This is a genomic window from Streptomyces sp. NPDC047917 (genome assembly GCF_043204345.1).
In the GTDB taxonomy this organism is placed as follows: Bacteria; Actinomycetota; Actinomycetes; order Streptomycetales; family Streptomycetaceae; genus Streptomyces; species Streptomyces sanglieri.
The window spans coordinates 75,185-90,293 of the sequence record NZ_JBIDCA010000018.1; the positions used below are offsets into that span (position 1 = coordinate 75,185).

The window sequence follows — 15,109 nt, forward strand, 5'->3', positions numbered from 1 at the left end:
GCTGCTTCGGGACCGTCGGATCTTTCGGGACCGTCGAGTCTTCAGAGCCACAGATCTTCGGAACCACAGGTCCTCAGAACCACAGGTCACTCAGAACCACAGGTCCTCAGAACCACAGATCTTCGGGACCACAGATCTTCGGGGCCAAAGGTCAGAGCGCGTCCGGGCCGCGTTCGCCCGTGCGTACCCGGACCGCGGTCTCGACCGGCACGCTCCAGACCTTGCCGTCACCGATCTTGCCGGTGCGGGCGGCCTTCACGACGGCGTCGATGAGCTGTTCGGAGTCCTCGTCCTCGACCAGGACCTCGATCCGGATCTTGGGCACGAGGTCGACGGTGTACTCGGCGCCCCGGTAGACCTCGGTGTGGCCGCGCTGGCGTCCGTATCCGCTGGCCTCGGTGACCGTGAGGCCCTGGACGCCGAAGGCCTGGAGGGCCTCCTTGATCTCGTCCAGCCGGTGTGGCTTCACGACCGCGGTGATGAGCTTCATGCGTCCACCTTCTTCGTCTTCGCTGCTGCCGAGCCGCCCGGTGCGGAGCTCGTGGTGCGTGGGGCCGTGCCGCCGCCCGCTCCGCTGAAGTCGTACGCCGTCTCGGCGTGTTCGACCTGGTCGATGCCGGAGATCTCGTCGTCCTCGGGGACCCGCATCCCGATCGTCCGGTCCAGTAGGAAGGCCAGGATCGCGGAGACGACCAGAGAGTACGCGAGGACGGCGAGGACGCCGACGGCCTGCTTGCCGAGCTGTTCGAGGCCGCCGCCGTAGAAGAGGCCCTTGGCGTCGGACTGGACGCCGCCGGTGGCGAAGAGACCGACGAGGAGGGAGCCGGCGATGCCGCCGACGAGGTGGACGCCGACCACGTCCAGGGAGTCGTCGTAGCCGAAGCGGTACTTCAGTCCGACGGCCATGGCGCAGAGCACACCGGCGATCGCACCGACCGCGATCGCGCCGAGCGGGCTGACCGCGCCACCCGACGGGGTGATGGCGACGAGCCCGGCGACCGCGCCGGACGCGGCGCCGAGGGTGGTGAAGGAGCCGTGGCGGAGCTTCTCGTAGCCGAGCCAGGCGAGCATCGCGGCGGCGGTGGCGACCTGGGTGTTGACGAACATCACCGCGCCGACACCGTCGTCGTTGCCGAGCCACGAGCCGGCGTTGAAACCGAACCAGCCGAACCAGAGCAGCCCGGCGCCGAGCATGACCAGCGGCAGGCTGTGCGGCCGCATCGGGTCCTTCTTGAAGCCGACGCGCCTGCCGATGACGAGGATCACGCCGAGTGCCGCCGCACCCGCGTTGATGTGGACGGCCGTGCCGCCCGCGAAGTCGATGACGCCCATCTCGAACAGCCAGCCGCCCGCGCCCCAGACCCAGTGGGCGACGGGGAAGTAGACGACGGTGACCCAGAGCGTGATGAACAGGGCCCACGAGGTGAATTTGACCCGGTCGGCGAGGGCGCCGCTGATCAGGGCCGGGGTGAGCACGGCGAACATCAGCTGGAACACGGCGAACACGTAGACCGGGATCGTGTAGCCGTCCCAGAGCTGGGTGACGCCGATCCCGCTGAGCCCGAGGTAGTCCGAGCTCCAGCCGACGACGGAGCCCAGGTCGGTGCCGAAGGCGAGGCTGAAACCGAAGAGCACCCACAGGACGGTGACGATCCCGAGGCTGATGAAACTCATCATCAGCATGTTGAGGGTGCTCTTGACGCGGACCATGCCTCCGTAGAAGAAGGCCAGGGCCGGGGTCATCAGCATCACCAGGGCGGAGCAGATCAGCATGAACCCGGTGTTGGCGGCAGACAGTGTCGGGGTGTCTGCGGCAAGCGTCGTGATGCCTGGGGGCATCGGCGTCTCCTCGTCGTCGGTGCGGCCGCGTGCGGGCGATGGGAGCGGCACCACGTGCGGGACCACTGGGGAAAGGGTGCGGGCCGGTTATGGACCAGAGACTCGCCCGGTGCGGTTTCCGCCGATGCCGCACGGTGTTTCACCGTGGTGACGAAGAGGTCCGGTGTGTTACGTCGCCATGAACCGGCGGTGGCCAGACCGGCGTCGGGCCCGTCCCGCGGCCGGGGCCGCATACGGTGCGGTTACGACTCTCCCGCACGGGCACGGCAACGCGAACCGGCCACGCCGACCACCCGCTGACCTGGCAATCGGGGGAGCCGAAATCGGTCCGTGCGGGGCGGTCGCCGTGGCCGGGGCCGGGGGTGCTGCTCAGACCGCTTCGGCGGTCTCCGGCAGCTGCTCGGTGAGGAGATCGGTGAGCTCGGCGACATCGGGGATGTCCCCGAAGTCCCTGGCGGCGGTGTCGACGGTCTTGCGGAGCCGGGTGTTGACGCGCTCCGAGCGGATCTTCCTGGCGACGCGCAGGGCCTTCCCGGCCAGCACCGTGGACTGTTCGGGCTCGCGCTTGAGGAGGTGGACGGTGGCGAGACCGATCAGGTTGAGCGCGTAGGAGCGCTGGTGCTCGTCGTCGTCGCCGAAGAGCTGGACGGCCTTCTCCATCAGGGGCTCGGCGAGCGAGGCGTACGTGGGGCTGCGGCCCGCCACATAGGCGAGATCGCGGTAGGAGTGGGAGTTCTCGCCGTTGAGCTCGGCCTCCGAGAAGAAGCGGATCCAGTCGGGCTCGGGCTCGCCGTCGATGCCCACGTCGAGGAAGGTGTCCTCGGCCATCCGGACCGCTCGTTTGCACTTGCTGGGCTGGCCCATGTTGGCGTACGCGCGGGCCTCCATCGCGTACAGCATGGCCTGGGTGCGCGGGGTGGCGCAGTCCCGGCTGCCGTACTGCGCGAGGTGGATCAGTTCGAGGGCGTCGTCGGGCCGTCCGAGGTGGATCATCTGACGGCTCATGCTGGACAGGACGTACGAGCCCAGCGGTTTGTCACCGGCCTCCTTGGAGGCGTGCAGCGCGAGGACGAAGTACTTCTGCGCGGTGGGCTGGAGGCCGACGTCGTAGCTCATCCAGCCGGCCAGCTCGGCCAGCTCGGCGGCGCACCGGAAGAGCCGCTTGGCGGTGGCCTCCGGCTGCGGTTCCTGGAGCAGGTCGGTGACCTCGTGGAGCTGTCCGACGACGGCCTTGCGGCGCAGTCCGCCCCCGCACTGCGCGTCCCACTGGCGGAACATCGCGGTGGTGGACTCCAGCAGATCGAGCTCGGGGCCGGAGAGCCTGGAGGGGCGGCGGGACGTCGCCGGGTCCGGCTCGGCGGGGCCGGCGGCGGAGACGGGGACCAGCCAGCGCTGCATGGGCTCGATGAGCGAGGGTCCGGCGGCCAGGGCGAGCGAGGAACCGAGGAATCCCCGGCGGGCGAGCATCAGGTCGCTGCGGGAGAACTCGCTGAGCAGGGCGACGGTCTGCGGGCCCGCCCAGGGCAGGTCGACGCCGGACACGGACGGCGACTGGTGCGCGGAGCGCAGTCCGAGGTCCTCGATGGCGACGACCGAGCCGAAACGCTCCGAGAAGAGCTCGGAGAGGATGCGCGGGATCGGCTCGCGCGGCTGCTCGCCGTCGAGCCAGCGCCGCACCCGGGAGGTGTCGGTGCTGATGTGGTGGGCGCCCATCTGCCGCGCCCGGCGGTTGACCTGGCGGGCCAGCTCGCCCTTCGACCAGCCGCTTCGCACGAACCATGAGCTCAATTGCCCGTTGGGGCGCTTGCCGGCATTCGAATCGCCTGCGCCGCTGCCACTCACTGGAACGCCCCCATCCGCCGAATACCTGTCGCGCGAACCATTACCAGAATGCCCTGAGCCGATGCCGCCCATGCGGAGGTCGCGCACCATCGAACATGAAATCGGGTTGCCTCCGGCATACCCACGGGCGCACATACTTCCATGGTTCGTGTACCGACGGTAATCCTACGATCACCCCCCGGGCGAGGGCGCTTACAGAAACGCCACCATTCGCCACCCCTTCGAATGAACGCCACCCCTGTTGGACGCGATTCACTTGACACACGGCGATCCACAAGGGGCGCAGTGAGGCGCAACGGGGCGCGCGAAGAATGGCGCACAACCCCGAATACCACCGGCGTACTCCGGATCACCGACGGCGACGGAGCGTCACGACTCCAGTCCGCGTCGTAACCACCGGCGAGTCGGACCCGTTGGAGGGGGCATGGGCTTCACGATCGGCGGCATCCGGGAGATGCGCACCGGCTCACGGCGCCGCGGCCGTGCGGCCGAGTACACGGCGGTGGCCGAGTGCACGGGACTGTGGGGCTGGGCCGTCGCGCCGGGCGCTCGGGCAGCGGCCGGGCGCTGCTCCTGCGGGCAGCCCGGCTGCCCCTCCCCCGGCGCCCATCCGCTGGACTTCGCCCCCGAGGTCCCCGCCGGCGCCACCCTCGACGCGGCCGCCGACGTCTGGGCCCGGACGCCGGGCGCCTCGATGCTGCTGCCGGTCGGGCGCACCTTCGACGTCCTCGATGTCGCCGAGGCGGCCGGGCGCCGGGCCCTGGTGCGGATGGAGCGGATGGGGCTGCCGCTCGGCCCGGTCGCGGTGACCCCCGGCGGGCGGGCGCAGTTCTTCGTGGCCCCGGGCGCCGCCGCCGAGCTCCCGCAACTGCTGTACCGGATGGGCTGGGACGACGCGGGGCTGGACCTGCGGGCGCTGGGGCCCGGCTGCCACATCACCGCCCCGCCGTCCGACGAGGGCGGCCTGGGCCCGGTCCGGTGGCTGCGCCCCCCGGAGCTGGACACGGCGACCGCGCCGCCGCAGGCCCGGCTGCTGCTGGGCACGCTGGCGTACAGCTGCCATCGCGCACCGCTCTGCGGCTGAGCCGGGGCCGGACACGCGGGGCGGGCCCGGCCCCGACCGCGGACACCCCCTGAAGCCGAGGAGCCCGGCCGCTGCTGTGCAGCGCGGCCGGGCTCCTCGTGTACGGCGTACGGGGGTCAGTCCCCGATCAGGGCGTCCACGAACGCCTCCGGCTCGAACGGGGCCAGGTCGTCCGGTCCCTCACCGAGACCGACGAGCTTCACCGGCACGCCCAGCTCGCGCTGGACGGCGACGACGATGCCGCCCTTGGCGGTGCCGTCCAGCTTGGTGAGCACGATGCCGGTGATGTCCACGACCTCGGCGAACACCCGGGCCTGCACCAGGCCGTTCTGCCCGGTGGTGGCGTCGAGGACGAGCAGCACCTCGTCGAGCGGACCGTGCTTCTCGACGACCCGCTTGACCTTGCCGAGCTCGTCCATCAGTCCGGTCTTCGTGTGCAGCCGTCCGGCGGTGTCGATGAGGACCACATCGGCGCCCTCGGCGATGCCCTCCTTCACCGCGTCGAAGGCGATCGAGGCGGGGTCGCCGCCCTCGGGCCCGCGCACGGTGCGGGCGCCGACGCGCTCGCCCCACGTCTGGAGCTGGTCGGCGGCGGCCGCCCGGAAGGTGTCGGCCGCGCCGAGCACGACGCTGCGGCCGTCGGCGACGAGCACCCGGGCCAGCTTGCCGGTGGTGGTGGTCTTGCCGGTTCCATTGACGCCGACGACCATCACGACGCCGGGGGTGTCGAGGCCGCTCTCCGTCTTGACCGCGCGGTCGAAGTCGGTGCCGAGCAGGTTGAGCAGCTCCTCGCGCAGCAGCGCGCGCAGCCCCTCGGGGGTACGGGTGCCGAGCACGCGGACGCGCTCGCGGAGCCGCTCCACCAGTTCCTGGGTGGGCGCGACGCCGACATCGGCGGTGAGGAGCGTGTCCTCGATCTCCTCCCAGGTGTCCTCGTCGAGGTTGTCACGGGACAGGAGCGTGAGCAGCCCCTTGCCGAGGGAGTTCTGCGAGCGGGCGAGCCGGGCGCGCAGCCGTACCAGACGGCCGGCGGTGGGCTCGGGCACTTCGAGGGCCGGGGCGGCCGGCGCCTCCGGCTCGACGGCCTCGGGGACCTCCTCGGCGGGGGCCTCGGGCGGACCGACCTCCTCGATGGTGCGGCGCGGTTCCTCGCGCGGCGTCTCGGCTTCCTCGCCGACATGGGGCTCGGCGGGAGGAGTGATGGTCGGCGTGCTCGACGGTGCCGGGGGCAGCTGCTTCTTCTTGCGGCTGCTGACCACGAGCCCGCTGATCACGCCGACCGCGACCAGGGCGATGACTACAGCAAGGATGACGAATTCCATAACCCACCCAGTATCAGTCACGTCCGCCCGCGGGGGCCGTCCCGAAGGATCCGCCGAGTTTCCCCCAGGACGTTATGCACCTTTTGGCGGTAAAGGTACGATCCTGCCTGTGGAGACCCGCGGCCTTGAGCCCGTCCCCGACGACGAACGCACCGGCCGGGTCCGGACCCTCTTCCCCACCTGGGTCGGCGCGAACCTGACCGTGCTCCTGCTCACCGTCGGCGCCGGGCTCATCGTCTTCAACGGGCTCAATCTCTGGCAGGTGCTCGCGGTCGCGCTCACGGCCTCGGTGATCGGCTTCGGGCTGGTCGGCCTGGTCTCGATCGCGGGCAGACGGGGCGGGGCTCCCGGCATGGCGCTCTCCCGGGCCGTCTTCGGCCAGCGCGGCAATCTGCTGCCCGGTGCGCTGACCTGGGTCGCCCGTTGGGGCTGGGAGACCGTGAACGCGGTCACCGGCACCTATGCGGTGCTCGCCGTGCTGGATCTGCTCCTCGGCGTCACGGGCAGCGAGCGGCTGACCCTGGTGACGCTGCTCGCCTTCGTGGGCTGCAGCTGCCTGCTGTCGGGGCTGGGCCTGGGTGCGCTGCGGGTGTGCTGCACCTGGTCGGCGTACCTCTTCGGTGGCGTCAGCGTGCTCGTGCTGGTCCATCTGATCGGCGCGACCGACTGGCGGGAGGTACTGGACCGGCCGGCCGGACCGGTGACGATGATGATCGCCGGGGTCGGCACCCTGGCGGCGGGCGGTCTCAGCTGGGCCCCGTCCGGCCCCGACTTCGCCCGTTATCTGCCGCACACGGCGTCCGGCCGGGCGATGATCTGGGCCACCGTGGGCGGTGCGGGGATCGTGTACGTACCGATGGTGCTGATGGGGGCCGTGATGGCGGTCGCCGAACCGGGCCTGGCCGTCACCCGCGACCCGGTCGCGTTCATCGGCCCGCTGCTGCCCGGCTGGCTCTCGGTGCCGTATCTGCTGTTCGCCGTGGTCGGCATGGTGCTGATCAACGCGATGTCGCTGTACTCGGCCGGATTCACCGCGCAGACGCTGGGATTCACGATTCCCCGCACCTGGGCGGTCGGCGTGAACGCCGCCATCAGCCTGCTCCTGGGCGCGACGCTGATGCTCACGGCCGCGGGCTTCCTGGACTCCTTCATCTCCTTCCTGACGCTGCTCGCCGTGACGTTCTCCGCATGGATCGGGGTCTTCGCCGTGGATCTGCTGCGGGGCCGTACGTACGATCCGGCGGCGCTGCTGGACACCACGCCGGCCGGTGCCTACTGGTACACCGGGGGCTTCGCCGTGCCGGCCGTGGCCGCATGGGCGACGGGGCTGGTGACGGGCCTGCTCCTCACCGGCGTGCGGTGGTTCCAGGGGCCGCTCGCCACCACCTGGATCGGACGCCAGGGGCTGGGCTGGGCGGCCACGATCACCGTCTCCGCCACTCTGTACGCGGTCCTGCCGCGGTACGCCGGACGGGCCGGGAGCGAGCGCGACGGACCGGACGGCGGCACACCCCTACACTTCTGACGCTACGTCAGTTACTGTCCCGCCTCGCCGTGCCCGCCGACGATGGGGACAAGTCTCATGGCCTTCACTGTGGTCCGGTTCAATCTGGTCGATCCCGATGCCGCCCCCGAGTCGCTCTCGGCCCGCTACCGCGCCGCGCTGGAGATGGCCGCGTACGCCGACGAGCACGCCGTCGACACCGTGCAGACCGAGGAGCACCACGGCGCCGCCAACTCCTGGCTGCCCTCGCCCTTCGTCTTCGCCGGTTCGGTCTTCGGCGCGACCCGCCGGATCGCGGTCACCGTCTCGGCGATCATCGGCCCGCTGCACGACCCGCTGCGGCTGGCCGAGGACATCGCGGTACTGGACCTGCTCAGCGCCGGCCGGCTGGTCACGGTGGCGGGGATCGGCTACCGGCCCGAGGAGTACGAACGGGCGGGGGTCGAATGGGGCCGGCGCGGCAGGCTCCAGGACGAGCTGCTGGAGACGCTGCTGCTGGCCTGGACCGGCGAGCCGTTCCCGTACCGGGGCCGTACGGTCAGGGTCACGCCGCGTCCGTACACCCGGCCGCATCCGCTGCTGCTGGTGGGCGGCAGTTCGCGGGCGGCGGCGCGGCGGGCGGCCCGGCTCGGACTGCCGTTCTTCCCGAGCGCGCATCTGCCGGAGATCGAGGCGTACTACCAGGAGCTGCGCGCCGGGTTCGGGACGGACGGCTTCTGCATGATGCCCGCCGCCGAGACACCGCTGCTGCATGTGTCCGAGGACCCGGACCGGACCTGGGCCGAGTACGGCGAGTACTTCCTGCACGAGGCGCGTACGTATGCCTCCTGGCAGTCCAAGGACATCCGCTCCGCCGTGCGTTCGGCGGCGACGACGGTGACGGAGCTGCGGGCCGAGGGGGTCTACCGGGTCGTCACGCCCGACGAGTGCGCCGCGTCGGCCGCGGAGCTGGACAGCCTGGTGCTGCATCCGCTGTGCGGCGGGATGCCGGTCGAGGAGGGGTGGCGCAGTCTGCGGCTGTTCTGCGACGCGATCGCGCGCTGACCGCGGACGGCAGGGCCCGGGACGGAGGGGCCCGGGGTCAGCCCATCTCCTCCAGCGCCTTGCCCTTGGTCTCCTTCACGAACTTGAGCACGAAGGGGATCGAGAGCGTGGCGAAGCAGGCGTAGATGACGTACGTGCCCGACAGGTTCCAGTCGGCCAGGCTCGGGAAGCTCGCGGTGATCGCCCAGTTGGCGATCCACTGCGCGGACGCGGCGACGCCGAGCGCGGCGGCGCGGATCTTGTTGGGGAACATCTCGCCGAGGAAGACCCAGACGACGACACCCCACGAAAGGGCGAAGAAGAGCACGAACACATGGGCCGCGATCAGCGCCACCGCGCCCTGGGGGCTGGGCAGTTTGCCGTCGACCAGATCGGCGGAGAAGGCCCAGGCCTCGCAGGCCAGGGCGACGGCCATGCCGGTGGAGCCCGCCAGCGCGAGCGGCCTGCGGCCCACCCGGTCCACCAGCACCATCGCGATGACCGTACCGATGATGTTGATGATGGAGGTGGTGAACGAGTAGAAGAACGAGTCGGTCGGGTCGATGCCGACGGACTGCCAGAGCGTCGCCGAGTAGTAGAACGCCACGTTGATGCCGACGAGTTGCTGGAAGACCGAGAGGCCGATGCCGACCCAGACGATCGGCAGGAAGCCGAAGCGGCTGCCGAGCAGGTCCGTGAACCTGGACTTGTGCTCGCGGTGCATGGCGGTCTCGATCTCGTTCACCCGGGCGTCGAGGTCGACGTCCTTGCCCTCGACCTCCTCCAGGATCTTCCGGGCCCGGTCCTTCTTGCCGACCGAGATCAGGAACCGCGGCGACTCGGGGATCGCGAGGGACAGCAGCCCGTACAGCAGGGCCGGGACGACCATGACGCCGAGCATCCACTGCCAGGCTTCCAGCCCGCCGATCCTGCCGCGCTGGTCACCGTCGGCCAGTTGCAGAATGCCGTAGTTGACCAGCTGGGAGATGGCGATGCCGACGACGATCGCCGCCTGCTGGAAGGAACCGAGCCGGCCCCGGTAGGCGGGCGGCGAGACCTCCGCGATGTACGCCGGGCCGATCACCGAGGCCATGCCGATGGCGAAGCCGCCGATGATGCGCCACATCGCCAGGTCCCAGAGGGCGAACGGGAGCGCGGAGCCGACGGCGCTGATGGTGAAGAGCACGGACGCGATCTGCATGCAGCGGATCCGGCCGATGCGGTCGGCGATGCGCCCCGCGGTGGCCGCACCGATCGCACAGCCGATCAGGGCGATGGCGATGACCTGGGCGAGTGTTCCCGAGCCGATGTCGTAGCGGCTGCGGATCGCCTCGACGGCGCCGTTGATGACGGAGCTGTCGTAGCCGAACAGGAAGCCGCCCATCGCGGCGGCCGCGGTGATGAAGATGACATGGCCGAGGTGGTCCGGGTGGGCCGCTCGGGCTCCGGACGCCGGTCCCTGCGAGGTGCTGGTCACATGAACTCCTGATGCCTGGCCGCGTCGTCAGGTGGGGACGAACCCTTCCAAGTGGCACACAACTTCCCGGCTGCCACCACTTGAGTGGACCGGCCCGGGGAGCACCCGGTGAGCAGGGCTCAGCGCAGCCGCTGGCTGATCACCTTCGAGACGCCGTCGCCCTGCATCGAGACGCCGTACAACGCGTCGGCGACCTCCATCGTCCGCTTCTGGTGCGTGATCACGATGAGCTGCGAGCTCTCCTGGAGCTCCTCCATGATCCGGATCAGCCGCTGGAGATTGGTGTCGTCGAGCGCCGCCTCGACCTCGTCCATCACATAGAACGGGCTCGGCCGGGCCTTGAAGATGGAGACCAGCAACGCCACCGCCGTGAGCGAACGCTCACCGCCGGACAGCAGCGAGAGGCGCTTGACCTTCTTGCCGGGCGGCCTCGCCTCGACGTCCACACCGGTGGCGAGCATGTTGTCCGGGTCGGTCAGGACGAGCCGGCCCTCGCCGCCCGGGAAGAGCCGTGAGAAGACGCCCTCGAACTCGCGGGCCGTGTCCCGGTACGCCTCCGTGAACACCTGCTCGACCCGCTCGTCGACCTCCTTGATGACCTGTATCAGATCGGCCCGGGTCTTCTTCAGGTCTTCGAGCTGCTCGGAGAGGAACTTGTGCCGGTCCTCCAGCGCCGAGAACTCCTCAAGGGCGAGCGGATTCACCTTCCCGAGTTGCTGGTACGCCCGTTCGGCCGACTTCAGCCGCTTCTCCTGCTCGGCCCTGTCGAACGGCTTCGGCCGGTTGCGCGGATGCTCCGGATCCTGCGGCAGCTCCTCCCCCTCGGCGGCGGGTGACGGCGGTACGAGCTGGTCGGGGCCGTACTCGCCGACCAGTCCGGCCGGCTCGACGCCCAGCTCCTCCAGCGCCTTCGCCTCCAGTTGCTCTATCCGCAGCCGCTTCTCGGCGCCGAGCACCTCGCCGCGGTGGACGGAGTCGGTGAGCTTGTCCAGCTCGCCCTTGAGGTCGCGGCCCCGGCCGCGCTCGGCCGCCAGCTCCCGCTCCCGCTCCGCCTTGGCCGCCTCGGCCACGAGCCGCTCCTGCCCGGCCCGTACGACGGACACCTCGACGTGCGCGAGCAGCTGACGGGCACCGGACTCGACGGCGGAGGCGACGGCCGCCTCGTGCCGCAGCCGGGCCCGGCGCCGCTCGGCGCGGGCCCGGGCCTCCCGCTCGGCGCGGGCGCCCCGGTCGAGGGAGTCGGCACGGCCGGCCAGCGCCTTGACCCGCTCCTCGTGGGTACGCGCCTGGAGACGGGCCTCCATCTCGGTCTGGCGGGCGTTGGCACCGTCGGCTGCGAGCCGGTCCCGTACGGAGGTGTCCGGCTCCTCCTCGACCGGCATCTCCTCGGCTACGAGCAACCGCTCGGCCAGCTCCTCGGCCTCCTCCGTCGCCCGCTCCAGCGCCTCCTGGGCACGGGCGGCCGACGCGGTCGTCCGCTCGGCCTCGCCCGCAGCACCACGGGCCTGCCCGGCCAGCCGCCCCAGCTGCTGGGACACCCCGGACTTCTCCCGCTCGGCGGCCCGGCGCCGCTCCCCCAGCTCCTCGACCAGCGCGGCACCGGCCCGGCGCCGCTCCCCCGCGATCCGCTGCGCCTCGGTCAGTTCGGCGCACCGCACGGCCAGTTCCTCCAGCTGGGCCGCCGCCTCGTCGACCGAGGCCTGTACTTCGAGGAGGCTCGGCGCCCCGGCGGACCCGCCGTGCGCGAAGTGCGCCGAGAGGATGTCCCCCTCGGCCGTCACGGCCGTCAGCTCCGGGTGTACGGCGACGAGGTCCTCGGCGTCCTCCAGGGTGCCGACCACCACCATGTCCCGCACCAGCCTGCGCACGGCGCCCATCAGTTCGACGGGCCCGCGGACGAGGTCGGCCACGGCGGGCGCCCCGCCCACGGCAACGGTCGCGACCTGAGCGCCCAGGGGTGCCCCGTCCACCCCACCGGGCCCCTGCACCTGCCCAGGCACATGCACAGCAGCAGCCCCACCGGAACCACCGACGCCAGAACCGACGCCAGAACCACCGGCAACACCGCCGACGCCAGAACCACCGGCACCGCCACCACCACCGCCAGGACCATCAGAGACACCCGCCGCACCGGCACCACCGGAGTCATCCGCAGCGCCGACACCGTCGGCACCACCGGAGTCGCCGGCACCACCGACCCCGGCCGCCTCACCAGCACCACCAGCACCACCAGCACCAGGGGCGCCCCCCTGGTCAGGGACCCCGGCGCGCACGCCGCCCAGCAGCAGCGCGGCCCGCCCCGCGTCCTGCTTGCGCAGCAACCGGATCGCTTCCGCCGCCGTGGCCGGGTCCGTCACCGCGACCGCGTCCGCCGCCGCGCCCAGCGCCGCCGCCACCGCCACCTCGTGCCCCGGCGTCACCGTCAGGAGCTCCGCCGCCGGACCGAGCAGCCCCGACAGCCGGTCCCGCGCCCCGAGCAGCGCGCCCGTGCCGTCCTTGCGGCGCAGACCGAGGGCCAGCGCCTCGTGGCGGGCGGCCACCGCCGCCCGCTTCCGTTCCGCGGCGGTGGCCGCCTCCCGGGCCGCGGAGTGCGCCGCCTCCGCCTCGGCGAGTGCCCGCCTGGCGGCTTCGTACTGTTCACCGAGCTCCTGATCACCGGCGTCCAGGCCCTCGACCTCGGCCTTGAGCTGCTCGTACTCCTCCTGGGCGGCGACCGCCCGCTCCTGCGCCTCGTCCCGGGAGGCGGCCAGCCGGTCGATCTCGGCCTGGGCCGAACCGGCACGGCTGCGGGCCGCGTTGACCTGGCCGTTCAGCCGGGCGAGTCCCTCTCGGCGGTCCGCGATGGCGCGGGCGGCGTCCTTGAGCCGGCGCTCCTCGGCCGCCAACTCCCGTTCCAGTTCGGCGCGGTGGGCCGCGGTGTCCTCCAGCGCGTGTTCCGCCGCCTCCAGCGCGGCCGTCAGCTCCGCCTCCTGTTCGCGGATCCGGGCCGCCTCCCGCTCCATGCTTTCGGGGTCCCTGAATCCCGTCCCGCGCCGCTCCTCCTCCACAGGGGCCGAGGCGCTCTTCACCCGGGCGCCGGCCAGCGAGATCGTGCCGCGCACCCGCTCGGCCAGCTGGGACAGCTCGTACCAGGTCTGCTGGGCCCGCTGGAGCCGCGGCGTCAGCCGCCGTACCTCGCCCTCCAGCTCCGCCTCACGGGCCAGGGCCGCCTTGAGTTCCGCCTCCGCGGCCTCGCGGCGCTGCTTGAGCGCCGCCTCGTCGGCGATCTCGCCGCGCAGCGCCGTGCGCAGCCGCACCAGGTCGTCGGCGAGCAGCCGCAGCTTGGCATCGCGCAGATCGGCCTGGATGACGGCGGCCCGGCGCGCCACCGCGGCCTGCCGGCCGAGCGGTTTCAGCTGCCGCCGCAGTTCGTCGGTGAGGTCCTGGACGCGGGCGAGGTTGGCGCCCATCGCGTCCAGCTTCCGCAGCGCCTTCTCCTTGCGCTTGCGGTGCTTGAGCACACCCGCGGCTTCCTCGATGAAGGCGCGACGGCCCATCGGATCGGCGTGGAGCACGGAGTCCAGCTGGCCCTGACCGACGATGACGTGCATCTCGCGGCCGATTCCGGAGTCCGAGAGGAGTTCCTGGATGTCCAGGAGCCGGCAGGTGTCGCCATTGATCTGGTACTCGCTGCCGCCATTGCGGAACATGATCCGAGTGATCGTCACTTCGGCGTACTCGATGGGCAGTGCGCCGTCGGAATTGTCGATGGTCAGCGACACTTCGGCCCTGCCGAGCGGCGGACGCCCGGTGGTACCGGCGAAGATCACGTCCTCCATCTTGCCGCCGCGCAGGGATTTGGCGCCCTGTTCCCCCATGACCCAGGAGAGCGCGTCCACCACATTGGACTTGCCGGACCCATTGGGGCCGACGACGCAGGTGATACCGGGTTCGAACCGCAGCGTCGTGGCGGAGGCGAACGATTTGAAACCACGCAGGGTCAGGGCCTTGAGGTGCACGCCGCCGGACTCTACCTTTCACTCTCGGTTTCGCTGATGAAGGTGCAGGGCACATCAGACGGTAAGGGAAGGGGTGTACGCCGGGGGCGGGTCTCGCGCAGCTTCTGCGGAAATGGGATCCGGAAGATCCGGGGATCCGAACGGAAAAAGAAAGAAGGGACGCCGAAGCGCCCCTTGGTAAATCTTGTGCGGTGTTACGCCCGAGCCCTGTCGGGCCTGAGCGGTGATACCCGCGTATTGCTGGTGCAGCTGTGCATGACGGATCAAGGACATGTCACGAAGGTGACAGATCAAGAGCAGTGATCTTCAATGATCCGGCGACGATCCGGGTGATGATCTCCGACGGCTGACGCGTGTGGCCCGACCGGCCCCTGGGGGCCCTCGGTCAGGTCAGCGCCGGCTCCGCCTGAGGTACGTCGATGTCGATGCTGTCGAGCAGCGACTCTTGGTGCTGGGCGGCGGCGTTCAGCGCGTCATTCTCGTCCTGAATCCGTACGAGCTCGGATTCCAGGTCCTGGACGCGCTGCTGGAGCCGTCGCATCTCGGCGAGGAGTCGCGGGTCGGAACCGCCGACGTAACCGAGAAGCGCCTTTGCCATGATGGATGGTCCTCCACACTGAGTGACCGACCGATGCGGTGTGGGTCGTGAGGGAATCGCACCCGCGGTGCTCGGCAGTGCTCTGTAGTCACTGCTGTTCTGCTGCCAAACAGCTCTGCCAAACAGCTAAGGTGCGCGGGGATTTCAGCGTCTCACCAAAAAGTTTGACGGTCAACACGATCACACCCTGTAGAGGCAGGCAGCCCGGGGGCGCGCGGCTCGGCGATCATGCGGCGCGACTCTCCTGCGGGGCCCTGCTGGGCATGGAGATCATCCTTACTGCCGCAGCCTGGCACGGTAACCGAATCTTGGCAACCACCCGGACATTCCGCAGGTCATTTCATGTGTACGCAGATGAGCGCCCCACTTGGTAACCGCTTGCCGCGCTTCGAACACGGTCCGAACACGACCGGCTTCGCACC

General features: G+C 70.9%; 10 protein-coding genes. 3 read left to right on the top strand and 7 right to left on the bottom strand.

Annotated features, from left to right (window positions below; genetic code table 11):
* Positions 1–151 precede the first annotated feature (151 nt).
* The 3 genes from ACGF8B_RS36070 to ACGF8B_RS36080 all read right to left on the bottom strand — a co-directional run bounded on the left by ACGF8B_RS36070 (position 152) and on the right by ACGF8B_RS36080 (position 3,681).
* Positions 152–490 carry a P-II family nitrogen regulator gene (locus ACGF8B_RS36070; protein WP_392746545.1) on the bottom strand — a complete coding sequence of 113 codons (339 nt, stop codon included), beginning with the start codon at positions 488–490 and terminating at the stop codon, positions 152–154.
* Positions 487–1,839 carry an ammonium transporter gene (locus ACGF8B_RS36075; protein WP_392746547.1) on the bottom strand — a complete coding sequence of 451 codons (1,353 nt, stop codon included), beginning with the start codon at positions 1,837–1,839 and terminating at the stop codon, positions 487–489. Before ACGF8B_RS36075 ends, ACGF8B_RS36070 begins: the two co-directional genes overlap by 4 nt.
* Positions 1,840–2,208: 369 nt before the next feature.
* The gene (locus ACGF8B_RS36080) at positions 2,209–3,681 is read right to left on the bottom strand and encodes a hypothetical protein (RefSeq protein ID WP_392746549.1); all 1,473 of its coding nucleotides are present in this window, start codon (positions 3,679–3,681) and stop codon (positions 2,209–2,211) included.
* A 424-nt stretch (positions 3,682–4,105) separates the two neighbouring features.
* Between ACGF8B_RS36080 and ACGF8B_RS36085 the strand changes: the two genes are divergently transcribed.
* Positions 4,106–4,765 (top strand): bifunctional DNA primase/polymerase, encoded by a 660-nt coding sequence (locus ACGF8B_RS36085; protein ID WP_392746551.1) that lies wholly within the window; start codon positions 4,106–4,108, stop codon positions 4,763–4,765.
* A gap of 116 nt (positions 4,766–4,881) precedes the next feature.
* Here the strand turns inward: ACGF8B_RS36085 and ftsY are convergent, their stop codons facing one another.
* A complete protein-coding gene (gene ftsY, locus ACGF8B_RS36090) occupies positions 4,882–6,087 on the bottom strand; it encodes a signal recognition particle-docking protein FtsY (protein WP_392746552.1) in 1,206 nt (401 codons plus the stop codon).
* Between the two features lie 109 nt (positions 6,088–6,196).
* Between ftsY and ACGF8B_RS36095 the strand changes: the two genes are divergently transcribed.
* Together ACGF8B_RS36095 and ACGF8B_RS36100 are read left to right on the top strand one after the other, a co-directional pair.
* Positions 6,197–7,612, top strand: coding sequence for a purine-cytosine permease family protein (locus ACGF8B_RS36095; protein WP_392746554.1), 1,416 nt, complete (start codon positions 6,197–6,199; stop codon positions 7,610–7,612).
* 57 nt (positions 7,613–7,669) lie between these two features.
* On the top strand, positions 7,670–8,635 hold the full coding sequence (locus ACGF8B_RS36100) for an LLM class flavin-dependent oxidoreductase (RefSeq protein ID WP_392746556.1): 966 nt from the start codon (positions 7,670–7,672) through the stop codon (positions 8,633–8,635).
* 37 nt (positions 8,636–8,672) lie between these two features.
* Here the strand turns inward: ACGF8B_RS36100 and ACGF8B_RS36105 are convergent, their stop codons facing one another.
* The 3 genes from ACGF8B_RS36105 to ACGF8B_RS36115 form a co-directional block, all read right to left on the bottom strand.
* The gene (locus ACGF8B_RS36105; RefSeq protein WP_392746557.1) at positions 8,673–10,091 is read right to left on the bottom strand and encodes a sugar porter family MFS transporter; all 1,419 of its coding nucleotides are present in this window, start codon (positions 10,089–10,091) and stop codon (positions 8,673–8,675) included.
* Between the two features lie 119 nt (positions 10,092–10,210).
* Complete coding sequence (locus ACGF8B_RS36110; RefSeq protein ID WP_392746559.1) at positions 10,211–14,089, bottom strand: AAA family ATPase; 3,879 nt, start codon at positions 14,087–14,089, stop codon at positions 10,211–10,213.
* Positions 14,090–14,474: 385 nt separating this feature from the next.
* Complete coding sequence (locus ACGF8B_RS36115; protein WP_018551753.1) at positions 14,475–14,687, bottom strand: hypothetical protein; 213 nt, start codon at positions 14,685–14,687, stop codon at positions 14,475–14,477.
* Between the last annotated feature and the right edge of the window lie 422 nt (positions 14,688–15,109).